This is a genomic window from Afipia massiliensis (assembly GCF_014203115.1).
Lineage (GTDB): Bacteria > Pseudomonadota > Alphaproteobacteria > Rhizobiales > Xanthobacteraceae > Afipia > Afipia massiliensis.
This window is the reverse complement of record NZ_JACHIJ010000001.1, coordinates 731,716-756,762: the sequence shown is the minus strand read 5'-3', so window position 1 is coordinate 756,762 and position 25,047 is coordinate 731,716. Positions and strand designations below refer to the sequence as shown.

Here is a 25,047-nt window from a genome sequence, read left to right as displayed (position 1 = left end):
AGAGTTATCCCTTATATTCCCGCACGCGCTTTAGCATCTGCTCGACATGGGCGATGGGCGTTTCCGGCTGGATGCCGTGGCCGAGATTGAAGATGTACCGGCCGCTTGCGTAATTCGCCAGCGCGTCATCGACGGCGCGATCCAGCGCTGCGCCACCGGCGATCAAGGCGAGGGGATCGAGATTGCCCTGCACGGCGACGTAACTCTGCACGCGCTCGCGGATCAGCGAGGGCTCCGCCGCCCAGTCGATGCTGACGCCATCGACGCCGGTGCGGCCGACATACAGCGGCAACTGCGCGCCTGCGCCGCGCGGGAAGCCGATGATCTTCGCGTGCGGTGCTTTCGCACGCACGCCTTCGACGATCCGCCGTGTCGGCTCCACCGACCAGCGCTGAAATTCGCGCGGCGGCAGGATGCCTGCCCATGTGTCGAAGATCTGCAACGCGTCGGCGCCGGCTTTGAGCTGTCCCAGTAGATACTCAATGGAATTCTCGACCAGCACGTCGATGATTTTTGCAAACGCATCCGGCTCGCGGTAGGCGAGCATGCGTGCGGGCGCCTGATCCGGCGTGCCTTGCCCGGCGACCATGTAGGTCGCAACGGTCCATGGCGCGCCGCAGAAACCGATCAGCGCAATTTTCGGATCGAGTTCAGCGCGAACACGGCGCAGCGCCTCGAAGACGGGTTCAAGCTTGGTGAAATCCGCAGCCGTCGCCAGCGTCGCGATCTTCTCCGGCGTGTCGAGCGGATCGAGTCGCGGGCCTTCGCCGACCTCGAAGCGTACCGAACGTCCGAGCGCATGCGGGATCACCAGAATGTCCGAGAAGATGATCGCGGCGTCGAACCCGAAGCGCCGGATCGGCTGCAGGGTGACCTCGGCCGCCCATTCGGGGTTGAAGCACAGGTCGAGAAAGCCGCCCGCCTTCGCGCGCAGCTCACGGTACTCCGGAAGGTAACGGCCGGCCTGACGCATCATCCACACCGGCGGCACGCTCTGCCTGCGGCCCGAGAGGACTTCCATGAACGGCTTGACAACGGGGGACTGGCTCAAACGAAATTCCATTGGCTGAAGATAGGCTTATCTGCGGCCCTGATACACGCTGCCTCCGGTTTTGGCCACCGGTTGACGACCTGGATCATGCTGATACGTTCCTTTTCGGAACGGATGGCATGGCAGCCCTGTCGAGCCAAACCATTGTCGCGCCGCGAGCACCTGCGGTAACGATGTCATTAGAACCAAGGAGAGGGAACACATGAAAACGGCGATTACGGAATTGTTCGGCATCCAGCACCCGATCATCCAGGGCGGCATGCACTTTGTCGGCTTCGCGGAACTGGCATCTGCTGTGTCGAACGCGGGCGGCCTCGGCATCATCACGGGCCTGACGCAGAAGACGCCCGAGCTGCTGGCGAAGGAAATCAAGAAATGCCAGGACATGACCGACAAGCCGTTCGGCGTGAACCTGACTTTCCTGCCGACCTTTGCAGCGCCTCCGTATCCCGAATATATCGCGGCCATCAAGGAAGCCGGCATCAAGGCTGTCGAGACCGCAGGCCGCAGCCCTGAGCAATACATGCCGGCGCTGAAGGCGGCAGGCATCAAGGTCATCCACAAGTGCACCTCGGTCCGTCACTCGCTGAAAGCTGAAGCGATCGGCTGCGACGCGGTCAGCGTCGACGGTTTCGAGTGCGGCGGTCATCCCGGCGAGGACGACATGCCGAACATGATCCTGCTGCCGCGCGCGGAAGAGGAACTGCGAATTCCGTTCGTGGCGTCGGGCGGCATGGCCGATGCGCGCAGCCTCGTTGCCGCGCTGGCGATGGGCGCGCAGGGCATGAACATGGGCACGCGCTTCATCGCCACCAAGGAAGCGCCGGTGCATGACAACGTGAAGCAGGCGCTGCTCAAGGCCACCGAGCTCGATACCCGTCTGGTGATGCGCGCGCTGCGCAACACCGAACGCGTGCTGACCAACAGGAATGTCGAGAAGCTGATCGAGATCGAGAAGGAAAAGGGCAAGAGCCTCAAGATCGAGGACATCATGGATCAGGTCGCCGGCGTCTACCCGAAGGTGATGCTGGAAGGCGACATGGATGCAGGCGCCTGGAGCTGCGGCATGATGGTCGGCCTGATCAACGACATCCCGACCTGCAAGGAACTGATCGACCGCATCATGGCGGACGCCGAGTTCATCATCCGCCAGCGCCTGACCGGCTTCCTCGACGGCACGTTTGCCGTGTCCGAGCCGCGCAAGAAGGTGGCGTAAGGTAACTCTCTCTACGTCGTCCCGGCGAAGGCCGGGACCCATACTCCCTGTCGAAGTGTTTATCTAAAGCATCGACCATCGCCCGTCATTGAACGGGCGGTGGTTATGGGTCCCGGCCTTCGCCGGGACGACATCGCGATTTAATCGCGGACCTCACGTCAGCCCATACGCTTCTCGCATCTGTTCGATTGCTTCGAGCTTGGCGTGAAACACCGACCAGTCATCGCTATCTGCAATCGGCTTCCAGATCTCTTCGACTTCTTCGATCAGCATCGAGCATGCGACCGGCTTGCTGAAATAGGGGTGGCTGAGATCGACGCCATCGCGCGGTGAAAAACCTTGCAAGGCGTCGCGGACCGCATTGAACGCCGGACTAGCATAGTGCTCCTTCGACGGGCTGCGCGCCGCGCGTTCGGCGCTCGCCAACCCGCCGAACCAGTCGAAGAAGGTCTGCTCGAACGGCGCTTGCGTTTCCGACAGAAAGATCCACAGCGCGCGCACCAGTTCGTTGTCGTGCTCGGGGCTCCGTGACTGAACGCCGAGCCGTTTCACCATTGCGCTGGTGAATTCCTGACGAATGGTCGGTTCAAAAACGCCGAGCGCCTTCTCAAGGCTCGGCTGGTCCGCGATGCCGAGCAGGCATTCCGCCAGCCGCGTGACGTTCCAGAACAGCGCGTCGGGTTGACGGCCGTAGGCGTAAAGCCCGGTCTCGTCGAAATAAGCTGCGGTAAAGGCGGGATCGAGCACCGGTAGAAACCGCCACGGGCCGTAGTCGAAGCTTTCGCCGGTAACGTTGATGTTGTCGGTGTTGAGGACGCCGTGAACAAATCCGGCTGCCATCAGCTGCGCGCCGCCCCGCGCGACGCGGCGGCAGACCTCTTCGAGAAATGCGATGGCTCGCGCCGAGGCATCGTCGTGCCAGATGTCTGGCATGTAAGTCCTGATCGTGTAGTCGAGCAGCTTCTGGATGTTCGCGGTGCTGCGCTGAAACGCCTGCCGCTGGAACGTTCCGATCCGGATATGCGAATGGCTGAGGCGGACCATCACGGAGGATCGCGTGGGCGAAGGCTCGTCGCCGCGCTCCAGCGCTTCGCCGGTCTCGATCAGGCTGAAGGTTTTCGAAGTGTCGACGCCGAGCGCTTCCAGCATCGAAGTCGCCAGCACTTCGCGCACGCCGCCCTTGAGCGTCAGTCGTCCGTCTGCGGTGCGTGACCACGGCGTCTTGCCGCTGCCCTTGGTGGCGAGATCGAGCAGGCGGCCCTTGTCGTCGTACAGTTGCGCGAACAGAAATCCGCGCCCATCGCCCAGTTCCGGATTGTAGACGCGGAATTGATGGCCGTGATAGCGCAGCGCCAGCGGCTCCTTGAAGTTTTCGGCCAGCGGCTGAAAACGTCCGAAATGCGCGATCCATTCTTCGTCGCTGAGCGTATCGAGCCCGACGGTCTTCGCCGCACGCTGGTTGCGATAGCGCAGGATATGATCGGGAAACGCGGCCGCCGCGACGACATCGTAGAACTCAGGACCGAGCGCGACGTGGCTGGTCGAGGCGCGGTAAGCGGGCGAGAGGGGCATCAGAAATCCGGATTGCCTTGTGACGTTTTCAGAACGGCAGATGACCGGTCTTGAAATAGGTCATGGCGAGAAATCCGATCACCAGTCCGACGACGACGCCGAGCGCGACTTTCATGGCACAAACCTTCTGTTGATTGCGTGTTGCGAGAAGGCTTGCGCCATCGTCACGCGTTAGTGAATCTCCGCAGCCTTGGCCAGCGCTTCCTTGAGCTTCTCCACGGTGAAGCCGGGATCGCGGGCGATACCCAGGATCGGCTCTTCGCGGCGTTCGCATAGCCGCGCGGCATCCGGGAGTTTCGCCGCAACATTGGCCGGAATCACGACTGCACCATGACGATCCGCATGAATCAGATCATCCGAGCGCACCGTCATGCCGGCGACGCAAACGTCTTCACCGAATCCGGCGAGATGAACATACGCATGCGAGGGCCCGATGCTGCCGGCCAGCGCCTGAAATCCCGGCGCCCATGCTGGAATGTCGCGGATCGATCCGTCGGTGACGACGCCAAGGCAGCCGAGCGCCTTGTGGACCGAGCTGTTGACCTCACCCCAGAACGCGCCGAATCCAATGTTCGCGCCGTCGAGATCCTGAATCACGCTGATGCGCGGGCCATGACCTGTGCCGCAGTATTCGTAATAGGCGGCGCGCTGGGCGCGTTGATCCGCCGGCGACAGACTTGATGGAGAAGTGGCGCGGATTGTTGCGGTGCGGGCATAGCCGACCATGGGCGGCAAGTCGGGAAACGGACACACCAGCGGCTTGATGGTGAAACCGGTGAGACGGCGTTCGGGCGCGACCACCTCCAGCGCGTTGCAGATGGTCGGCGTGTCCCAGCGTGCCAATGTCTCGAGCAGGGATGCGGGATGGGGCGCGGGCTGGGTCACGGGTTGATCTCCTGTTGTTGTTTTCTGCCGATCCGGACGGTGTGGCGTGGGGAGTTTGCCTTTGCAACGTGATCGCTGCAAGGGCACGGTTCGGCTCCTTTCCCGGCTTGCGGGAAGAGGCGAAACAAGGCGATGATGGGCGACTTGCGCCTCGCGCTGAACGAAAATCAACAAACATCAGGGGATGAAATGGCGACCAACAAGAAGAAACTGCTGATCGTGGAAACCCTGTCGCCCGGTGGTTGGGCCCTGTTGCGGGAGCGCAGCGACATCGAGACCATCGAGTTTCCCAACACGATCTCCGCGCCGGATTTCAACGAAATGCTGCGGCAGCACGCGCCCGTCAATGGCGTGGCGCTGGGCGGTACCGGTTTCGGCGCCAATGAGATAGTCTCGTCGGGCGAAATGATGGTCGTTACGCGCATCGGCGTCGGTTACGACGCGGTCGATGTTGCGGCGCTGAGCGCCCGCAAGATTCCGCTGATGACCACGGGCATCGCCAACTCCCCGTCCGTCGCCGAATGCGCGCTGTTCATGATGCTGGCGCTGGCGAAGCGCGCGGCTGAACTCGATGCCCTTGTGAAGAGCGGCAACTGGACCAAGCGCCTCGGCGCAATCCCCTTCGACCTCCTTGGCAAGACCGCACTGGTGGTCGGGTTCGGCCGCATCGGTACCCGGACAGTGAAGCGACTGGTGGCGATGGAGATGAATGTTCTGGTTTACGACCCATTCAAATCTGCCGCTGAGGTTGAGGCGGCGGGCGCGGAATATGTAACCGATCTCAAAACGGCGCTGCCGCGCGCCGATTTCGTGTCGATCCATTGTCCGAAATCGCCGGAAACGGTCAACATGTTCAGCACCGCGCAATTGCAGCTGATGAAGCCGACGGCTTACCTCATCAACACCGCGCGCGGCGGCATTGTCGACGAGGACGCACTTTATACAGCGCTCACGTCGGGCAAGATCGCGGGGGCGGGCGTCGATGTGTTTGCGCAGGAGCCGCCGCGGCCGGATCATCCGCTGTTCAAGCTCGATAACGTCATTACCGCGCCGCATGTGGCGGGGGTGACGCGCGAGGCGCTCGACCGCATGAGCCTGCAAACCGCCAGGAACATCCTTAGCGCGCTCGACGGCAAGCCGATCCGCGAGAATGTCATCAATCAGGATGTATTGAACTGAGGCGGAGCCTCGGTTGATCTGAGTGACGAGGCCTCATGCCGCTGCAAAACCGCGTGTCGCCGTTCGGTGAGATCGTCGCGACCGCGCATCGCGGCCGCTTCACCGGCAATCGCGGCATCATCCACGATCCGGCGACGAAGACGCTGCTGAACCGTCGCTGGTCGTCGAAGGCGTGGATCACCTGTGTGTGCGAGTTTCGCGGGCGCAGGCGCTCGGTCATGAGCCAACGAAGCTGGACCGAGCTGTTCTTTCTGGATGAAGCGACATCCTTCGCAGCAGGGCATCGTCCGTGCTTTTATTGCCGCAGGGACGACGCGACGGCGTTTCGTGACGCTTGGGCCAAGGGCAACGGCTATGCAAAACCCTTTGCGACCGAAATGGACGCCGTGCTTCACGGCGAGCGTCTCGATGGTCGCGAAAAACGGCTGCATCCATTAAGCATCGCCGCGCTCAAGCTGCCGAACGGGGCTATGGTGACGAGCGGCGGCGAGAGTTACGTGATCGCAAACAATGAGGCATGGCGTTGGTCGTTTGCGGGCTATAGCCGCGCGTCGACAAGTCTCGCCGATGCGAGCCTTCTGACACCGCCGTCGATCGTCAATGCGCTGCGCGAAGGCTATCCGGTACAGATCGGGCTTTAGGCCGCCTTCGCGATCCGGTCCATGCGGCCCGCAACGGCGCGGATCTTGCCGGGAGATGCGAGCCAGATCGCGGCGGCGGACAGCGCGCTCACCGCAATGCCGATGATGAAAGCCAGCGTGTAGTCGCCGTAGATGTCGTGCAGGATGCCGGTCACCCAAGGCCCTGCTGCGCCGCCGGCCAGCGCGGTGAATCCGATGGTGCCGAAGATCGTTCCGAAGTGCTTGCCCTGGAAAATTTCGGCGACCACTGCGCCCATGATCGAAGTGAAGCCGTAGCCAAGCGCGCCTTGCGCGACGACCATGACGTAGACCAGCAGCAGCGTCGGCGCGAACTGCAATGCGATCAGCATGGCAAAGCAGATCGCGAAGCCAAGACTCGATATCGTCCAGATCCATTCGCGGCCGATGCGGTCGGAGAGATAGCCGAGCGCGATCTGTCCCGGAATGCCGATCAGGCTGACCATGCCCAGCGCCCATGCGGCGGAGGTCGAGCTAAATCCGATCTCGACGAGATACTTGGTCTGATGCACCTGCACGGCGTACCAGACATAGAGGCCGCAGAAGTAGCCGAGCGAGATCCACCAGAACCGCGCGGTGCGCACCGCAAGGCCGAGCGTCCAGTCGGTCGCGGCCCATGCCGGATCGACGATGTTCGATGGAGGCGGAATCGTTGTTGCCGTCGGCGCGGCGTCGCCGTCCGGTTGCAGACCGATGTCCTCGGGGCGTTTCCGCAGCAGCAGGTTGAGCGGGATCAGTGCAACAAGAACGAGAATGCCCATCGCCCAACTGGCGGATCGCCAGCCGCTTCTGTCGATCAGGAACTGCACCCACGGCAGGATGATGATGGAGCCGATGCCGACGCCTGCGAAGGCAAGGCCGACCGCGAGGCCTCGGCGCTTCACGAACCAGTTCGGCAGAAACAGCGACTGGCCGGAGTAACCGAGACAGATGCTGCCGGCACCGACGAGACATCCGATGGTGACGTAAAGATGCCATGGCTGCGTCGTCAGTGGCGCGAGCAGGAGGCCCGCGCCCATCAGAACCACACCAAGCTCCATCACGGTGCGCGGACCGCTGCGGTCCATCAGCTTGCCCATCAACGGACTGAGCAGCGCCGAGACTAGAAAGCCGACGGAGAACGCGCCTGCGGTGATGCCGCGATCCCAGCCGAACTCATCGACGATCGGTGAAAAGAACAGCGAGAACGAGGTGCGGGCGTTTACGCCAATGCCCATGGTGATGAAGGTTACGGCGACAATGATCCAGCCGTAATAGAAGGGCAGGCGGCGCATGCGGGCATTCCAGAAACGAGAGGCAGCGGGTCAGTAACTGAGTATGGCACAGAAAAGCAGCGCGTCACGACGCGCTGCAACGGAATCAATTTGCATCATGAGCGTCTGACGACGGCGATTAAATTACCTGTAAGGTAAGAGAAAAGCTCTAGCTTTCGCCGTCCGCCAGCCCCACCGCCCACAGCGCAAACGCGTAAGCAATCGCGATTTCATCCAGCCGGTTGAAGCGGCCCGACGCGCCGCCGTGGCCCGCGCCCATGTTGGTGCGTAACAACACCGGTCCACCACCCGTCATCACGGGACGCAGCCGTGCAATCCATTTTGCTGGTTCCCAGTAGGTGACGCGCGGATCGGCGAGGCCGCCCATCGCCAGAATCGCGGGATAGTCTTTCGCCGCAACATTATCGTAAGGCGAATACGACAGGATGGTTTTGAAATCGGCCGCGCTCTCGATCGGGTTGCCCCATTCGGGCCATTCCGGCGGCGTCAGCGGCAATGACTCGTCGAGCATGGTGTTCAGCACATCGACGAACGGGACTTCGGCTACGATGCCCGCAAACAGTTCGCCCGAGCGGTTTGCCACAGCGCCCATCAGCATGCCGCCCGCGCTGCCGCCGTGGCCGACGATCCTTTTCGCGGAAGTGTATCTCGCTTCGATCATCGCCTGGCCGGCGGCGGCGAAGTCGTCGAACGTTTTCGTCTTCTTTTCGCGCTTGCCGTCGAGATACCAGCCCCAGCCCTTGTCCGCGCCGCCGCGGATATGCGCGATGGCATAGACAAAGCCGCGATCGACCAGCGACAGCCGGTTTGCGGAGAACGACGCCGGCATAGAGCTGCCATAAGAGCCGTATCCATAAAGCAACAGCGGCGCGCTGCCGTCGCGCTTCAGATCCTTGCGATGGAGGATCGAAACCGGCACCTGAGCGCCATCGTTGGATGTCGCCATGATCCGCGTGGTGACATAGTTCGCCGGATCGTGGCCGGACGGAATCTCCTGACGCTTGCGCAGCGTGCGCTGGCGGCTGACCATGTCGTAGTCGAACACTTCCGATGGCGTCGTCATCGACGAGTAGGAAAACCGGATCTGAGTGGTGTCGAATTCGTAGCCGCCAAGGGTGCCGAGCGAATAGGCCGCCTCGTCGAACGCAATGGCGTGTTCCTGCAGGGTCGCAAGATCGCGGATGACGATGGACGGCAGCGCGTTGGTACGTTCCATCCGCACCAGATGACCGGAATAAAGTTCGAGATCGATGATGTAGGTGCCGGGCCGGTGCGGGATCAGGTCGCGCCAGTTCTTGCGCGCGGGTGAGGCCAGCGGCGCGGTGACGATCTTGAAGTCGATGGCGTCGTCGGCGTTGGTCAGGATGAAAAGCTGATCACCGCGATCCGCGACCGCGTACTGAACGCCGTCCTCGCGCTTTGCGATCAGGCGCGGAGCAGTTTCCGGTGCGCTCAGATCGATCAGTCGCTGTTCGGACGTTTCATGATCTCCGCCCGCGATGACGCAGAAGCGTCCACTGGCGCTTTCATGGATATGCGTGAACCAGCCGGAGTCCTTTTCTTCGTAAACCAGCGCGTCGTCCGACTGCGGGGTGCCGAGGACGTGGCGATAGACCTGCATCGGGCGATGGTTGTCGTCGAGCTTGACGTAGAAGAATGATTTCGAGTCCGCCGCCCAGACGATGCCGCCGTCGGTTTCCTCGATGACATCGGCGCTGTCGATTCCGGTTTGCCAGTCGCGGACGCGGATGGTGAAATATTCGGAGCCGCGAACGTCCGCGCTCCATCCTTCCAGCGTATGGTCGGGGGAGTGGCGCGCTTCCCCGAACTTGAAATATTCGGTCTGCTTCGCAAGTTCATCGCCGTCGATGATGAAACGCGCCTCGCCGCCGTCACGGGGCTGCCGTGCGATCTGCTCGTGCTGGCCGCCTTCGCGATACTTGTGAAAATACGCAAACGGGCCATCGGGCGAGGGGACGCTGGAATCGTCCTCCTTGATGCGGCCGCGCATTTCCGCGACCAGCTTTTGCTGAAGCCCTGTGGTGTGACCGAGCACCGTATCGGCATAAGCGTTTTCCGCTTCGAGATAGGCACGAATGTCCGGCTTGAGCACGGACGGCTCGCGCAGCACCTCCTGCCAGTTCTCATCTTTCAGCCACGCATAATCGTCGGTCACGGTGATGCCGTGGTGCGTGAAGCTGTGGGGACGGCGCGGGGCGACGGGCGCAGCCGCGGGAGGGCGAGTGGTCATGGAGATTTGCTTCCGGTGAGAACTTTAAGCTTAGCTATTGGCATTCGGGGCAGATGCAACGCCTGCCAGCGCCAGAACCGTATGCAGCAGCACGTTGGCGCCCGCCGTGCAGTCGGCCTGTGTCGCGTCTTCCAGTTCGTTGTGGCTGATGCCGTCCTTGCAGGGGACGAAGATCATCGCCGCTGGAACGACACACGCCAGATTGCAGGCATCGTGGCCCGCGCCGGAGGTGATGCGGCGGTGGCTGTAGCCCATCTCCTTGGTGGCAGCCTCAACTGCATCAACCAGCGTGGTGTTGAAGACGGTAGGTTCTTTCCGCCAGATCTGCTGGACATCGATGCTCACCTTGCGGCGGGCGGCGATTTCGGTGACGGCGGCCTGTATGGCGCTATGCAGGCTGTCGAGAATGTTTGACTCCGAACTGCGAATGTCGACCGTGAAGGCGAGGTCGCCGGGGATGACGTTGCGTGACGGATTGTCGATCTTGATTTCGCCGATGGTGCCGACTGCATTTGGTCCGTGATCGCGCGCGATCTTTTCCACTGCGAGCACGACCTCCGAGAACGCCGCCAGCGCGTCCTTGCGCAACGGCATCGGCGTCGTGCCGGCGTGGCTGGCGAAGCCTGAAATCGTGCCATCGTACCAGATGATGCCTTGGCCGCGATCGACCACGCCGATGGTCTTGTTCTCGGCCTCCAACAACGGGCCCTGTTCGATGTGCAATTCGACGAAGGCGCTGAACTTTTGCTTCCCGACCGCATCCGCGCCGCGATAGCCGATGGTATCGAGCGCGTCCGCCACCGTGATGCCGTCGGCATCCTTCCGTCCGAGAATATCGTCAGTGGTGTAGTCGCCGGCATAGGCGGCGGAGGCCATCATCGCCGGCGCATAGCGCGAGCCTTCCTCGTTGGTCCAGTTGCAGACGCAAACGGGAATGTCGGTCTCGATCCCGGCGTCGTTCAGGGCACGGACGACTTCCAGCGCGGCCAGCGTTCCGAGAATGCCGTCATACTTGCCGCCGGTCGGCTGGGTGTCGAGGTGCGAGCCGATCCCGATCGGCGGCTTCGACATATCGCGGCCGGGCCGGATCGCGAACATGGTGCCGAGCGCATCGACGCGGACTTCGCAGCCCGCGGCCTCGCAGGCGGCGCGGAACCAGTCACGCACCTGCTTGTCCTCGGCGCCAAGGGTAAGGCGCTTCACGCCGCCTTTCGGCGTGGCGCCGAATTTAGCGGTTTCATGGATATCGCCCCAGAGGCGCGTAGAATCGATCTGAAGATTGGATCTGGCTTTTGTCATGATGGATCGATACCGCAGGTTCGTGCCGGAAACATCTCCGGAAATGGAGGGTCAGGTGTGCCGGTGCGCCGGACGCTTGCGCGCAGCGGAGGGCTTGGCGCCGGGGTCGGTGGGGATCATCACCACGCGGCCATAGCGGACCCCGCGCTCTGCGATGACGTGATCGGCCAGATGCTGCACGTCGGCGGTCCGGCCCTTCAGCGCGGTGATCTCCATGCAGTTATCGTTGTCCAAATGCACGTGCAGCGTCGCCAGCGACAGATCGTGGTGGTTGTGGAAATTGTTGACAAGGCGGCTTGAGAGATCGCGTGCGGCGTGATCGTAGACATAGACCAGCGCGGCGACGCATTCGCCGCCGGCCTTTCCGGCATCCTGTGCCGCCTGCTGCATCCCGGCCCGGGCGAAATCGCGGATGGCTTCGGAACGGTTCTGATAGCCATGCTGCTCGATCATGCGGTCCAGGTCCGCCATGAGATCGTCGTCGAGGGTGATGGTAACGCGGTGCATTGAGGGCTCCGTTGGCAACGGCCGGGTGCTGATGGTTCCATGACCATAGCCGATCCGCGACGCCGTTGGGCTCGATTCGATGATGCCAAAAGAGGCAGGGTTTCCGGGGCACGCGCGGTGCGGTGTCTGAATGTGGGGCGGTCTGTTTCGCTAAGCGAACGAGAGGTAGCACATTCTGGGATTAAACGACGCAGCGGCCTGATGCGTCGCAATAACTGCACTCTGATGCGTCTCCTTGCTTTTCTTTCGCGCCGATTTCAGGGATCATCGGTCCATAAAAACAGAACAAGACAGGTTCGGACATCATCACGAACCTCCAAGGGAGAAATGATCTATGACTTATCGAACCGTACTGAAGACCGGATTGGCCGCGGCTGCGTTCGCGGCGGTTTGCGGTGTCGCGATGGCGCAGGAGTACCCCACCAAGCCGATCACATTGATCGTGCCCTGGCCTGCGGGTGGATCGACCGACATCTCGATGCGCGCGATCGCCGAAAGCGCATCGAAGATTCTCGGGCAGCCGGTTGTGGTGGACAACAAGGCCGGTGGCGGCGGCACGGTCGGCCCGGCGACGATGGCGGCGGCAGCGAAACCGGACGGCTACACCATTTCGCAGATACCGATCACCGTGTTCCGTCTTCCGCTGATGCAGGACGTGTCGTGGAATCCGGAGAAGGATTTCACCTACATCGTCCATCTGACCGGCTACACCTTCGGTGTGACCACCAATGCGGAATCGCAGTTCAAGACATGGAAGGACGTGGTGGATTTCGCCAAGGCCAATCCCGGCAAGGTGACATATGCGACGCCGGGTGCGGGAACATCGCTGCATATCGGCATGGAGCAGATCGCTGGCAAGGCCGGCATCAAGCTGACGCAGGTGCCGTTCAAGGGCGGCGCGGAAACCAACGCCGCAGTGCTCGGCAATCACACCATGCTGCAGGCGGATTCCACCGGCTGGCGGCCGCTGGTCGATGCGGGCAAGCTGCGTCTGTTGATGGTGTGGACGTCGAAGCGTTCGCCGAACTTCCCCGATGCGCCGACGCTCAAGGAACTTGGCTACGACATGGTCTATGACTCGCCGTTCGGTATCGCGGGCCCGAAGGGCATGGACCCGAAGATCGTCGCCAAGCTGCATGATGCCTTCAAGAAGGCGATCGAAGACCCGGCGGTCGTTGCGACGCTGGCGAAGTTCGACATGGTGGCAAATTACAAGAACACCGAGGACTACAAGAAGTTCGTCGCCGAGGTCACCAACTCCGAACGCAAGGTGATCGATACGCTCGGGCTCGCCAAAAAGACCAACTAAAGGTCTGCGCGCTTAATGCAGGGCTCGCGCTTGCCGCGGGCCCTGATCTGACGCTTGGGGGAGATCGGCGATGGCAGAGGCGGGCCGTGCAAAAAACGGACTGAACAACTCCGAACTATGGGGGGGGCTGGTCGGGCTCGCGCTCGGCATGTTCGTGATCTGGTCGGGCTACAAGCTCAAGATCGGAATCATCAACGATCCCGGATCAGGATTCGTTCTGTTCTATACGGGCATCCTGATGTGCCTGTTCGCGCTGTCGATCATTATCGCGGCAGTCACGGAAGGAGGGCCGACAGTCGGGTCGCTGTGGGCCGGAACGCGCTGGACCAAGCCGCTGGTCGTCATCGCTTGCCTCTCACTATTCGCATTCCTCTTTGAGCCGCTCGGGTTTCTCCTGTCGTCGATCCCGCTGCTGTTGCTGCTGCTGCGTGTCATCGACCCGGTGCGCTGGACGTTGGCGATTCCGCTCGCGGTACTGGCGCCGCTCGGCGTCTGGTGGGTGCTGAAGCGCGCGCTCCTTATCCAGTTGCCTTCGGGCATTTTCGGTATCGGTTGATCGGGCAAGCTCATGGATGTTCTCGTTAACGTCTCGCACGGTCTCGGCGTCGCGCTTCAGCCGGTCAACCTGCTTTACTGTTTCATCGGCGTGTTCATCGGCACGCTGGTCGGCGTGCTGCCGGGCATTGGTCCGATCTCGGCGATGTCGCTGCTGCTGCCGGTGACGCTGTCCGGCACGCCCGAGTCCGGCATCATCATGATGGCCGGCATCTACTACGGCTCGATGTATGGCGGATCGACCACGTCGATCCTCGTCAATATTCCGGGCGAGGCGGCGTCGGTCGTGACATGTCTCGACGGTCACCAGATGGCGAAGCAGGGGCGGGCCGGGCCGGCGCTCGGCATCTCCGCGCTCGGCTCATTCATCGCAGGCACGTTCTCGCTGATTGCATTGATGCTGATCGCGCCCTCGCTCGCCAGCGTCGCGGTTGCGTTCGGTCCGGCTGAATATTTCAGCCTGATGGTGCTCGGCCTCGTCGTGCTGACATTCCTCACCCAGGGCTCGATGGCCAAGGCGCTGCTGATGGCGTGTATCGGCGTCGTGCTCGGCCTGATCGGGCTGGACAGCATCAACGCGATGCCGCGGCTGACATTCGGCCGTCTCGAACTGATCGATGGCATCGGCCTGGTGCCGGTGGTGATGGGTCTGTTCGGCGTCGCCGAAGTCCTGATCAATATCGAACAGGTCATCAAGCGGGACGTCATCAGTGCGAAAATCTCGCACCTTTTGCCCAGCAAGGCCGACTGGAAGGCCAGCGCCGGACCGATGGGGCGCGGAACGATCCTCGGATTCTTCCTCGGCATTCTGCCGGGCGGCGGCGCGGTGGTTGCTTCATTCGGCTCCTATGCGCTGGAGAAGCGCCTGTCGAAAACGCCGGAGCGCTTCGGCAAGGGCGCCATCGAAGGTGTCGCCGGGCCCGAAGCGGCCAACAACGCCGCGGCTGGCGGCGCGTTCATCCCGCTGCTGACGCTGGGAATTCCGCCGAACGTCGTGATGGCGCTGCTGCTCGGCGCCTTCGTCATCCACGGTCTTCAGCCGGGACCGCTGCTGATCACCCAGAATCCCGGATTGTTCTGGGGCATCATCGCCAGCATGTATATCGGCAACGTCATGTTGCTGATCCTCAACCTGCCGCTGATCGGCATGTGGGTGCAGTTGCTGAAGCTGCCCTACAACGTGCTGTTTCCGATGATCCTGCTGTTCACCATCGTCGGCGTTTATTGCAGCAGCAACAATGTCTTCGACGTCTACGTCATGGTCGGCTTCGGCGTCATCGGCTACCTGATGCGCAAGTTCGGATACGAGCCGGCCCCGCTGGTTCTCGCATTCGTGCTCGGACCGCTGATGGAGAACAACCTGCGCAAGTCGCTGATCCTGTCGCAGGGCGATCTTATGACATTCGTGCAGCGCCCGATCTCGGCGGTCTGCCTCGCGGTGGCCGCGATCCTGCTGATCGCGCCTCTGCTGCCGGCGCTGCGCAAGAAGCGTGAGCTGGTCGCGCTGGACGAGGGGGCCTGACGGCGGAACTTTTGCCACGTTCTGGCGTCATCATGGCTGCGGCACACGGGGGTGCCGTTTCCAGCCATGATTGAAGCGAATGATGTTCGATCCAGAGAGAGTTCGGCAAAACGATTTGCGCGGAGGCACGTCGCCGTGGAGCCACCGGCTCGTGCAGCCCGTCCGCCCGTCCGTCGACCGGGATTTCCGCTGTGAGATTCTCGTTGTCGGCGCCGGCGTCACCGGCTCGCTGGCGGCCGAGCATCTTGCATCGCAGGGCCATGAGGTCTGTATCATCGACCGGCAGCGCCCGGGTCTCGGCAGCACGACAGCGAGCACCGCGATGCTGCTGTGGGAGATCGACAGCTCCCTGAGCGATCTCACCGCCATGTATGGATTCGAGCGTGCCGCGAACGCCTATCGCCGCAGCTTCAGCGCGGTCAGCGGGCTGGCTGAACTGGTGAATAAGCACCAACTCGCATGCGGCATGCGGCACAAGCGTTCGCTGTATCTGGCGGCAGGCAAAGTCGGTGCGCGCGAATTGCAGGCCGAACACGCGCTTCGCATGCGTGCCGGGCTGCCCGGCGAATATCTGGATCACCTGACGCTGCTGGAACAGTTCGGCCTCTACCGGGAGGCAGCGATCCACTCGATAGGCTCGGCGGATGCGGACCCGTTGTTGCTGTGTCAGGCACTGCTGGCGATGGCGACGTCGCATGGTGCCAAGATCTTCGATGCCAGCGCTGAAAACTATGAAAACAGCGGGCAGGCGGTCGTTGTCGAACTCGACAGCGGTCATGTGATCGAGGCGAAGCAGGTCGTTCTCGCGACGGGCTATGTGATGCCGGAATTTCTCACCTCCAGTCTTCACAAGATTTCGTCGAGCTGGGCCGTCGCGACACCTCCGCAGGCGGCCGGCGCAATCTGGCGCGATGGCACGTTGATCTGGGAAGCTTCCGAGAATTACAGTTACGCACGCACGACGCGGGACAACCGGATCATCATGGGCGGCGAGGACGACGATCAGGTGATCGAGCCGGAAGCACGCGACAAGTTGATGCCGGCGAAGGCGGAGACCATCCTGCGCAAGCTGAACGGACTGTGGTCGCATGCCGAGCCGGTGGCCGAATTCGTGTGGTCCGGAACGTTTGGCACGACGACTGACGGATTGCCGCTGATCGGGCGTGTGCCCGGTCATCCGCGTATTCATGCGGCGTACGGTTACGGTGGCAACGGCATCACCTACAGCTATCTCGCTTCGCGCATGATCGCAGCGTCGATTGCAGGCAACCATCAGCCGTGGTTCGACGATTTCGCGATTGATCGGGATGCGCCGAAGGACATTCTATAGTGCAACGAAAAACCCCGGCGCGAAGCCGGGGTTCATCGAAGCAATTTGGCTTGGGCCTAGCCGCCCTTGCCCTTTTCCTTGAAGTATTTCATCGCGCCGGGATGGAACGGAACCGGGGAGCGATCCTGGACCTGGTTGTCGAGCGAGAAGCTTTCCGCTTCCTTGTGCACGGCGACGATATCGGCCTTCTTCTCCACCAGCGTCTTGACGATGTTGTAGGCGTCGTCGTTGCTCATCTTGTCGCCGGTGACGATGATGTTCCAGACCTCGGCCATCTTGTTGTCGACGTCGTAGCCTGGATACGATCCGGCCTTGATGATGCCGGCGCTATAGAGCTTGCCGTACTTGGCATTCATTTTCTCGACGACGTCGGCGTGGTCGATCAGCTTGAGCTTGACGCCGGGTGTGGCGGCGAGGTCGGTGACCGATGCGGTGGGAATGCCGCCGACCCAGAAGAACGCGTCGATCTTGCCGTCCTTGATGGCGTTGACGGATTCCGCGACGCCGAGGCGTTCGCGCTTCATGTCCTTGTCCTTGTCGAGACCGGCAGCCTCGATCACGCGGAAGGCCATGACCTCGGTCGCGCCGCCGGGCGAGCCGGTGGAGACGCGCTTGCCCTTGAGGTCGGCCATCGTCTTGATGCCGGTGCTCTCAACGGTCACGACATGCATGCGGTTCGGATAAACCACGAGGAGCGCCTGCAGCGGAATCTTTCCGCTCTTGAACTTGTCCTCGCCCTTGTAGGCGTCGAGCGCCGCATCGGCCATCGTGAATCCGAGTTCGTTTTTCCCGGTGCCGATGAGCTTGAGGTTGTCAACCGAGCCGCCGGTGACTTCCGCGGTGGCCTGCACGTTCGGCAGGTTTTTAGACAGGACGTTCGCGATCGCGCCGCCGAGCGGGTAGTACACGCCGCCGGTGCCGCCCGTTCCGATCGCCATCGTCTTCTGCTGTGCGTGGGCGGTCAGCGCCAGCCCAGCGGATAGCGCGACGGCAAGCACCGCAGCGATTTTTGTCGTTCTTTTCATTCCAGTGTTCCTCCCTGTGAAACGTTCAGGCCGGTCGTTGAAGCGCCGGCCCCTTTGCCTGCCATAACAATACCCCCAATCCGATCAGGACGCCGGGTACATAAGTATAAGAGATATCGCGACCAATCGCCGCTTCGATCAGAGCTTCGATCAGGCTCGGGAACACCAGCAGAAGCCCCGAGAGGATCAGCAGCCCGCGCTCGATCAACGTCGTACGCCGCAAGACCCAGCCCTGTGCAGCCGCCGCCAGCGCCATCAGGCCGAGCGTGGTTTTGAGGGTGATTTCGGCGACGTCAACCCACGAGCCGCCTTTCGGAATGTTGAGCAGCAGTCCGACGCCCTGCGGGTCCAGCACGAATACGAACGGCACCAGGAACGCGGGCAGGGTGTATTTCCACGATTGCAGCGTGGTCTTGTAGGGATCTCCGCCGGTGATGGCGGCTGCCGCGAAAGGCGAAAGCGCCGTCGGCGGCGAGACCTCGGAGAGCACCGCATAGTAGAAGATGAACATGTGCGCGGCGTAGTCCGGTACCCCGAGCTTGATCAGGGCAGGGGCCGCGATCACCGCGCAAATGATGTAGGACGCCGTGACAGGCACGGCGAGTCCGATGATCCAGACGATCAGCGCCGTGTAGATCGCCGTCAGCAGCAGGCTGCCGCCGGCGTAGGCAATCACGATCGACGAGAACTTCAGGCCGAGCCCCGTCAGCGTCACGATGCCGACGACGATGCCGGCGCATGCGCAGGTCGTGGCGGCATTGAGCGCACCGATTGATCCATCAGCCAGCGCGCGCTTCAGCTTCGGAGGCATCAGCGCGGTATCCTTGCGCAGGAAGCTCAGCGCGAATGTGGTGATGATCGCGTAGAACACCGACAATGCCGGCGAATAACCGATCACCATGAAGAAGACGACGGCGATGAGGGAGATGAAGTGGAAGCCGTACCGCTTGGTCATTGTGCCGAGCGACAACTCCGGTTTGAAGTCGACGTCGCGCGCATGGAAGCGCTTGGCGTCAAGCTCGACCATAATCAGCAGCGAGAGGTAATAGAGACAGGTCGGGATGGTCGCCATCCAGATCACGTCGAGATAGCTGATCTTGAGAAACTCGGCGATCAGGAACGCCGCAGCGCCCAGCACCGGCGGCGACAGGATGGCTCCAAGTCCGCCCGCGGCGAGAAGTCCGCCGGCGGCGTTTTTCTCGAAGCCGGCCTTCTTCATCATCGGATAGGCGACGGTGCCGATCATCACTGTCGTGGCGACGCCCGATCCTGACGGCCCGCCGAGGAGGAATGATGACAGCACCACGGTGCGCCCGGCACTGTTCGGCTTGCCGCCCATCATCGCCAGCGAGAAATCGATGAAGAATTTTCCGGCACCCGACTGCTGGAGAAACGCCCCGAAGATCGTGAACAGGATGATCAGCGTCGCCGACACATCGACCGCGACGCCAAAAATACCTTCGAGCGTGATGAATAGATGTCCGACCAGCCGCGACAGGTCATAGCCTCGGTGCGTCCAGGGGGCAGGGAGATGCGGGCCCAGCATCGCATAGGCGATGAAAAAGACGGCGACCACTGGCATGATCGCGCCCGTGGTGCGGCGGGTCGCCTCCAGCACGAGGACGATAAAGATGATGCCGACGATAACGTCCCAGCGATCGGGCGTCGTGGCTCGGTCGGTGAAATCGTCGCCGCCCGACAATGCGTAGGCGATGGTCGCGACGGCAAGAATGCCGGGGATCACATCCCACCAGCGCACGCGGTTGCGAAAGCGCGCGGCCAATGGAAACAGCAGGAAGCTGAGCACCAGCGTGAACGCGACGTGAGTGTAGCGCAGTTCCTGCGTCGGGACGATCGCGTAGGCCGCATACAGATGAAACAGGCTCATTGCGATGGCGATGACGGTGACGGTCTGGCCGGCCAGTCCGCCGAGCCTGTTGGTCGCTCCCTCATCCGCTTCGATGAATTCCTCGGCCTTGCGCAAAGCCTCGTCGGAAATGACCGTCGGGTCACTGCCCGGCGGTGTATTTACCGTCGTCATACCATCTCCCCCTCGTGACCCTGTTCATTACGGGCCTTGCGGTCTTCCTGCTGACGCAGGGACCATTCGTTGGAGCGCATTGAGGCGGGTTCGATCGATTTAGGCAAGACCTCCTTTCTGGGCAGCGTCAGAACATTGCAACGCGGGTTGGTTGTGAGCCGAACGCGGGACAATCAACACAGGGAACCGGCGCGTTCGTCGCGATGACGCGCTGTTCCACGCCGACGGATCAGTATGCGGTGCCGGTGCCCTGTGCGGCGGGGCGCGCAGTGGTTCAAATGTGGCGGAATTGCGCGCTGCAGAGCAGCAAATCCGATTGACTTTGGGCTAAGTGAGTGCTTACTCACACGCCGAATGAGCACCATCAGACTGACAAGCGATCTCCGCCGGGAGCAAATCCTGGAAGCGGCCAAACGTTGTTTCGCCCTGTACGGTTTTGCGGGGACGACGACGCGCAGCGTCGCGCAGGCCGCAGGCATCTCCGAGGGGCTGCTGTTCAAGCATTTCCCAACTAAAGCCGCACTCTATACCGAAATTCTCGCGGAAGCCTGTGAGGCGGATCCGGAGCTGATTCGGCTGCGCGAGCTGAAACCATCGACGGCGACGCTAGTCATTCTTATCCGCGAAATGGTTGTGCATTTTATACGCGCCACCGATGCGCCGGATCAGGAAGACGCCCAGCGCGTCAGGCTGCTAATCTCCAGCCAGTTGACCGATGGCGAATTCGCAAGGCTGCTCTATGACAAAATCGGAGACCTGATCGGCCCCATCTTCAAGGCCTCGCTTGAAAGCGCCATCGAAGCGGGCGACGTGGAGCGGGTCGAGGGAGAATCGCTAAACCTTTTCTGGTTCGCGCATCAGGTTGTTCACATGATTGCCCTGGCAAGGCTTCCTGCGACTCCCTCGTTGACGTATCCCAGCGCACCGGACTTCGAACGTCAGATTTGCCAGTTCATTCTGCGAGGAATCGGAATGAGCGGCCGGGCTATCAATTCTTATTTGGATACCGTTCCACCGCTCTCGGATGCGGCGGTCCGGATTGCGGAAAGTGCATAACATGGACGCCAAGAGCACACCTTCTCATCAGCCCCCTTCGTCGAGCGAAAAGACGCAGCACAAGCCGGTGCGTATGCGGCGCTGGATGATCATCATCGGCGGCGCACTTGCGCTGTTGCTGGTGGTCATTGTCGGCTTCAACCACCTTCGTAGCGAAGGAATCAAAAAATACTTCGCCAGCATGAAGCCGCCGCCGACCAACGTTGCCGTTGCTGAAGCGAAATCGGAAGTACTGCCGAACCTGCTGACCGGCGTCGGCGATCTCGCCGCGGTTCATCAGGTCAACGTCACCACCGACGTCAACGGCCGTGTCACCGAGATACTGTTCACGGCAGGCGCGAAGGTGAAGGCGGGCGATCCGCTCCTTCAAATATTTGATGCGCCGGACCAGAGCGACCTTGCCAGCTACAAGGCACAGACACTGGCTGCCTCGCTTGCGCTTGATCGTGCCAAGGCGTTGGCAGCGAAGAGTTTCGGTCCGCAGGCGACCGTCGACCAGTCCCAGGCGGCTTTCGATCAGGCCCAGGCAGCGGTTGCCAAGACCGAAGCGATCATTTCGCAGAAGCGGATCAAGGCGCCGTTCGACGGCGACCTTGGCGTGCGTATGGTCGAACTCGGCCAGTATCTGAGCGCCGGAACGCAGATCGTCTCGTTGACCGATCTGTCGCAACTGTTCCTGAACTTCACGGCGACTGAAAAGGACCGCGCGGTTCTCAATGTCGGCCAGACCGTTCGCATCGTTGTGGACGCCTATCCGGGCCGCACCTTCGAGGGCAAGATCACTACGATCGAGCCGCAGATCAGTGCCGACACCCGCAACGTGCGGATTCAGGCCACGCTGGCGAACCCGGACCGTATCCTGCAACCCGGCATGTTTGCGACCACCACAGTTGAACTGCCGCCGAAGCCTGCGGTGGTCACCGTGCCGGAGACCGCTGTTGACTACACGCTCTACGGCGATTCCGTCTGGCTGATCACCGAAACCAAGGATGCGGACGGGAAGGCTTCGCTGAAGACGGACCGGACCTTTGTGAAGACCGGTCCTCGCATTCACGGGCGGGTCGTCATTACCAGCGGCGTAAAACCCGGCGATCGTGTCGTCGCCGTGGGACAGCTCAAGCTCCAGTCCGGTTCGGCCGTCGCGATCTCGGCCGATCCGCCGCCGCCGATTCCCGCGCAGCCGCCGCGCAATTGATTTTTGAACGGAGCGCCGCTCATGGCCTTCACTGATATCTTCATCAAGCGGCCGGTGCTGTCGCTTGTCGTCAGCCTGCTGATACTGCTGATCGGCTTCCAGGCGGCGACGCATCTGGGAATTCGTCAGTATCCCAAGCTATCGAATACCGTTGTCACCATCACGACGTCGTATCCCGGCGCGTCGCCGGATCTGATGCAGGGCTTCATCACGCAGCCGATCGAGCAGGCGGTGGCGTCGGCGGAAGGCGTCGATTACATCACGTCGTCGTCGGTGCAGGGCCTGAGCACGATCACGGTCTACGTCAAGCTCAACGTCGATCCGAATTCGGCGCTGACGGAAGTCAGTTCGAAGGTAAGCTCGGTCAGGTATCTGATCCCGAGAGAATCCAACGATCCCGTCATCACCAAATCGACCGGTCAGACCACGGCGGTGATGTATCTTGGTTTCGCCAGCGACGAACTGAGCGGACCGCAGATTTCCGACTATCTCGCGCGCGTGGTGCAGCCGATCCTGGCGACAGTCGACGGCGTCGCGTCGGCCGATATTCTCGGCGCGCAGACGCTGGCGACTCGCATCTGGCTCGATCCGGCGCGTATGGCCGGCCGCAATGTGTCGCCGGACGATGTCCAGGCGGCCATCAGGGCCAACAACTTCCAGGCCGCTGCCGGTCAAACCAAAGGGTATTTCATCGTCTCCAACGTGACGACCAATACCGACCTGACCAGTATCGACCAGTTCAAGCGGATGACCGTGAAGGCCAAGGATGGCGGATTCGTCAGGCTTGAGGATATCGCGACCGTCGAACTGGGGGCGCAGAGCACGGATTCCAGCGTGTCGCTGAGCGGCCAGCAGGCCATCTTCATCGGCGTGCAGTCGACACCTCAGGGCAACCCGCTGAACATCGTGAAGGGCGTTCGCGCGCTGTTCCCGGAGATCGAGCGCAATCTGCCGCCGTCGCTGAAAATGCGGGTGGCTTACGATTCGACCAAGTTCATTCAGTCGTCGATCGACGAGGTGCGCAACACCTTGGTCGAGGCGGTCGTCATCGTGGTCGTCGTGATCTTCCTGTTCCTAGCCTCGCTGCGCTCGGTCATCATTCCGGTCGTCACCATTCCGCTATCGCTGGTCGGCGCCTGCATCCTGATGCTGGCGATGGGCTTTACGCTCAACCTGCTGACGCTGCTGGCGATGGTGCTCGCCATCGGACTTGTGGTCGACGACGCGATTGTCGTGGTCGAAAACATCCACCGGCATCTGGAGGAGGGCAAATCGCCCGTTGAAGCCTCGCTGGTCGGCGCGCGGGAAATCGTCGGGCCGGTCATCTCCATGACCATCACGCTGGCGGCGGTGTATGCGCCGATCGGATTCCTCGGCGGTCTGACCGGTGCATTGTTCCGTGAATTCGCGTTTACGCTCGCGGGCTCCGTGATCATCTCCGGCGTCGTTGCGCTAACGCTATCGCCGATGATGTGCTCGGTGCTGCTGAAGAGCGGCAGCGATCACGGCAAGTTCGCCAAGATCGTCGATAACGTGTTCGGCAAGGTGACCCGCTGGTATGGGCGCAAGCTCGACCGCTCGCTGGACTACCGCCCGATCACCGTTCTTTTCTGCGCGACCATCCTGTTCCTGGTCGGCTTCATGTACATGAACACCAGCAAGGAGCTGGCGCCGGAAGAAGATCAGGGCATCCTCTTCTCGGTGACCAAGGCGCCGCAGTACGCCAATATCGACTACAGCAACTATTACGGCACCAAGCTCGACAAGGCTTTCGGAAGTTTCCCGGAAACCGATCTGCGTTTCATCATCAACGGCATCAGCGGACCTGCCAACGGCATCGCCGGCATGATCCTGAAACCGTGGGATGAGCGGACGCGGTCGTCGCTTGCGCTGAAACCCTTGGTTCAGAATGAACTGAGCAAGATTGAAGGCGTCAACGCGTTCGCGTTCAACCTGCCGCCATTGCCAGGCGGGCCGGGCGGCTTGCCTATCCAGATGGTGATCAGCACCACCAGCGGATTCCAGGCGGTCTTCGAGCAGATGGAAAAGCTGAAGAAGGCGGCGCGCGAGAGCGGCCTGTTCATCGTGGCCGACAGCGATCTGGCGTTCAACCAGCCGGTGGTGCGCGTCAACATCGACCGGTCGAAAGCGAACGATCTCGGTATCAACATGGCGGCGGTCGGCACCACGCTGTCGACGCTGCTTGGCGGTAACTACGTCAACCGGTTCAATCTGGAAGGGCGCTCCTATCAGGTGATCCCGCAGGTGCCGCGTGATCTTCGACTGTCGCCGGAATCGCTGGAGAAGTATTACGTCGCAACGAACGGTGGCCGGCAGGTTCCGCTTTCGACCATTGTCAGCATCGAAACCAAGACCAATCCGAACGCGCTGACGCATTTCAACCAGTTGAACTCGGCAACCTTCCAGGCTGTGCCAATGCCGGGCGTCACGGTCGGCCGGGCCGTTGAATTCCTCGAGGAGCAGGCCAAGCAACTGCCCGCGGGCTTCAGCCGCGACTTTCTCGCGGACTCGCGACAATACGTGCAGGAAGGAAATCAGCTCGCTGTCACCTTCTTGTTCGCGCTCATCATCATCTTCCTGGTGCTGGCCGCGCAGTTCGAAAGTCTCCGCGACCCGCTGGTCATCCTGATCTCGGTGCCGATGGCGATCTCGGGCGCGTTGCTTCCGCTGTACTTCGGCCTCGCGACAATCAACATCTACACGCAGGTCGGTCTGGTGACGCTGATCGGACTGATCAGCAAGCACGGCATCCTGATGGTGGAGTTCGCCAACGAGCTCCAGTTGAAGGAAGGTCTGGATCGCAGAACCGCGATCGAACACTCTGCGCGGGTCCGGTTGCGGCCGATCCTGATGACGACCGCGGCGATGGTCGCCGGCCTGCTGCCGTTGCTGACGGCCAGCGGCGCGGGTGCCGCGAGCCGCTTCTCCATCGGCCTCGTCGTCGTGGCCGGCATGACGATCGGCACGCTGTTCACGCTGTTCGTGCTGCCAGCGGTGTACACCATGATCGCGACCGATCACCGGGCGGCAGCAGGCTCCGAGCGGGCCAAGGACATCGAGAAGTATGAACTCAATCTGACCTGATACGCTGATATGAACG

At 61.8% G+C, this 25,047-nt stretch carries 20 protein-coding genes; 11 read left to right on the top strand and 9 right to left on the bottom strand.

All coding sequences use genetic code 11. The features are described 5' to 3' along the window. Window positions 1-4: 4 nt before the first annotated feature. Window positions 5-1,063 carry a uroporphyrinogen decarboxylase gene (gene hemE, locus HNQ36_RS03480; RefSeq protein ID WP_184082531.1) on the bottom strand — a complete coding sequence of 353 codons (1,059 nt, stop codon included), beginning with the start codon at window positions 1,061-1,063 and terminating at the stop codon, window positions 5-7. 190 nt (window positions 1,064-1,253) lie between these two features. Here hemE and HNQ36_RS03475 point away from each other — a divergent pair, with 190 nt between their 5' ends. Further along, complete coding sequence (locus HNQ36_RS03475; RefSeq protein WP_184082530.1) at window positions 1,254-2,267, top strand: NAD(P)H-dependent flavin oxidoreductase; 1,014 nt, start codon at window positions 1,254-1,256, stop codon at window positions 2,265-2,267. Between the two features lie 153 nt (window positions 2,268-2,420). Here HNQ36_RS03475 and HNQ36_RS03470 read toward each other — a convergent pair whose 3' ends face one another. Continuing rightward, window positions 2,421-3,839: a protein adenylyltransferase SelO gene (locus HNQ36_RS03470; protein ID WP_184082529.1), complete on the bottom strand. Its 1,419-nt coding sequence runs from the start codon at window positions 3,837-3,839 to the stop codon at window positions 2,421-2,423. Window positions 3,840-3,879: 40 nt separating this feature from the next. Between HNQ36_RS03470 and HNQ36_RS26400 the strand changes: the two genes are divergently transcribed. Then, on the top strand, window positions 3,880-4,014 hold the full coding sequence (locus tag HNQ36_RS26400) for a hypothetical protein (RefSeq protein ID WP_283813987.1): 135 nt from the start codon (window positions 3,880-3,882) through the stop codon (window positions 4,012-4,014). Here the strand turns inward: HNQ36_RS26400 and HNQ36_RS03465 are convergent. Next, on the bottom strand, window positions 4,011-4,724 hold the full coding sequence (locus HNQ36_RS03465; RefSeq protein ID WP_184082528.1) for an RraA family protein: 714 nt from the start codon (window positions 4,722-4,724) through the stop codon (window positions 4,011-4,013). The genes HNQ36_RS26400 and HNQ36_RS03465 overlap by 4 nt on opposite strands. 189 nt (window positions 4,725-4,913) lie before the next feature. On the opposite strand from HNQ36_RS03465, the gene HNQ36_RS03460 reads away from it, so the two are divergent. Together HNQ36_RS03460 and HNQ36_RS03455 are read left to right on the top strand one after the other, a co-directional pair. Then, on the top strand, window positions 4,914-5,903 hold the full coding sequence (locus HNQ36_RS03460; RefSeq protein ID WP_184082527.1) for a hydroxyacid dehydrogenase: 990 nt from the start codon (window positions 4,914-4,916) through the stop codon (window positions 5,901-5,903). 35 nt (window positions 5,904-5,938) lie between these two features. After that, window positions 5,939-6,544, top strand: coding sequence for a hypothetical protein (locus tag HNQ36_RS03455; protein ID WP_184082526.1), 606 nt, complete (start codon window positions 5,939-5,941; stop codon window positions 6,542-6,544). On the opposite strand, the gene HNQ36_RS03450 is transcribed toward HNQ36_RS03455, so the two are convergent. The 4 genes from HNQ36_RS03450 to nikR all read right to left on the bottom strand — a co-directional run bounded on the left by HNQ36_RS03450 (window position 6,541) and on the right by nikR (window position 11,893). Beyond that, window positions 6,541-7,836 (bottom strand): MFS transporter, encoded by a 1,296-nt coding sequence (locus tag HNQ36_RS03450; RefSeq protein WP_184082525.1) that lies wholly within the window; start codon window positions 7,834-7,836, stop codon window positions 6,541-6,543. The two genes, HNQ36_RS03455 and HNQ36_RS03450, sit on opposite strands and share 4 nt — an antisense overlap. A gap of 148 nt (window positions 7,837-7,984) precedes the next feature. Beyond that, window positions 7,985-10,087: a S9 family peptidase gene (locus tag HNQ36_RS03445; protein ID WP_184082524.1), complete on the bottom strand. Its 2,103-nt coding sequence runs from the start codon at window positions 10,085-10,087 to the stop codon at window positions 7,985-7,987. Window positions 10,088-10,117: 30 nt separating this feature from the next. Further along, window positions 10,118-11,386 (bottom strand): Zn-dependent hydrolase, encoded by a 1,269-nt coding sequence (locus HNQ36_RS03440; protein WP_184082523.1) that lies wholly within the window; start codon window positions 11,384-11,386, stop codon window positions 10,118-10,120. A gap of 51 nt (window positions 11,387-11,437) precedes the next feature. Next, on the bottom strand, window positions 11,438-11,893 hold the full coding sequence (gene nikR, locus HNQ36_RS03435; protein ID WP_184082522.1) for a nickel-responsive transcriptional regulator NikR: 456 nt from the start codon (window positions 11,891-11,893) through the stop codon (window positions 11,438-11,440). A gap of 403 nt (window positions 11,894-12,296) precedes the next feature. On the opposite strand from nikR, the gene HNQ36_RS03430 reads away from it, so the two are divergent. The 4 genes from HNQ36_RS03430 to HNQ36_RS03415 all read left to right on the top strand — a co-directional run bounded on the left by HNQ36_RS03430 (window position 12,297) and on the right by HNQ36_RS03415 (window position 16,609). After that, window positions 12,297-13,202, top strand: coding sequence for a tripartite tricarboxylate transporter substrate binding protein (locus tag HNQ36_RS03430; RefSeq protein ID WP_430641347.1), 906 nt, complete (start codon window positions 12,297-12,299; stop codon window positions 13,200-13,202). A gap of 70 nt (window positions 13,203-13,272) precedes the next feature. Next, a complete protein-coding gene (locus HNQ36_RS03425; protein WP_184082520.1) occupies window positions 13,273-13,758 on the top strand; it encodes a tripartite tricarboxylate transporter TctB family protein in 486 nt (161 codons plus the stop codon). Window positions 13,759-13,770: 12 nt separating this feature from the next. Further along, window positions 13,771-15,279 carry a tripartite tricarboxylate transporter permease gene (locus HNQ36_RS03420; protein ID WP_184082519.1) on the top strand — a complete coding sequence of 503 codons (1,509 nt, stop codon included), beginning with the start codon at window positions 13,771-13,773 and terminating at the stop codon, window positions 15,277-15,279. Between the two features lie 79 nt (window positions 15,280-15,358). After that, window positions 15,359-16,609, top strand: a complete 1,251-nt coding sequence (locus tag HNQ36_RS03415) for an NAD(P)/FAD-dependent oxidoreductase (RefSeq protein ID WP_210311893.1) — start codon at window positions 15,359-15,361, stop codon at window positions 16,607-16,609. Window positions 16,610-16,665: 56 nt separating this feature from the next. Here the strand turns inward: HNQ36_RS03415 and HNQ36_RS03410 are convergent, their stop codons facing one another. Both HNQ36_RS03410 and HNQ36_RS03405 read right to left on the bottom strand, forming a co-directional pair. Then, window positions 16,666-17,634, bottom strand: a complete 969-nt coding sequence (locus HNQ36_RS03410) for a TAXI family TRAP transporter solute-binding subunit (protein ID WP_046829352.1) — start codon at window positions 17,632-17,634, stop codon at window positions 16,666-16,668. A 25-nt stretch (window positions 17,635-17,659) separates the two neighbouring features. Beyond that, window positions 17,660-19,675, bottom strand: coding sequence for a TRAP transporter permease (locus tag HNQ36_RS03405; protein ID WP_184082517.1), 2,016 nt, complete (start codon window positions 19,673-19,675; stop codon window positions 17,660-17,662). A 354-nt stretch (window positions 19,676-20,029) separates the two neighbouring features. Here HNQ36_RS03405 and HNQ36_RS03400 point away from each other — a divergent pair, with 354 nt between their 5' ends. The 3 genes from HNQ36_RS03400 to HNQ36_RS03390 are packed head-to-tail and all read left to right on the top strand — an operon-like array spanning window position 20,030 to window position 25,031. Continuing rightward, window positions 20,030-20,731: a TetR/AcrR family transcriptional regulator gene (locus HNQ36_RS03400; RefSeq protein ID WP_184082516.1), complete on the top strand. Its 702-nt coding sequence runs from the start codon at window positions 20,030-20,032 to the stop codon at window positions 20,729-20,731. 1 nt (window position 20,732) lies between these two features. Beyond that, window positions 20,733-21,926: an efflux RND transporter periplasmic adaptor subunit gene (locus tag HNQ36_RS03395; protein WP_184082515.1), complete on the top strand. Its 1,194-nt coding sequence runs from the start codon at window positions 20,733-20,735 to the stop codon at window positions 21,924-21,926. Window positions 21,927-21,947: 21 nt separating this feature from the next. Next, window positions 21,948-25,031, top strand: a complete 3,084-nt coding sequence (locus HNQ36_RS03390; RefSeq protein WP_184082514.1) for a MexW/MexI family multidrug efflux RND transporter permease subunit — start codon at window positions 21,948-21,950, stop codon at window positions 25,029-25,031. The last annotated feature ends 16 nt before the right edge of the window (window positions 25,032-25,047 follow it).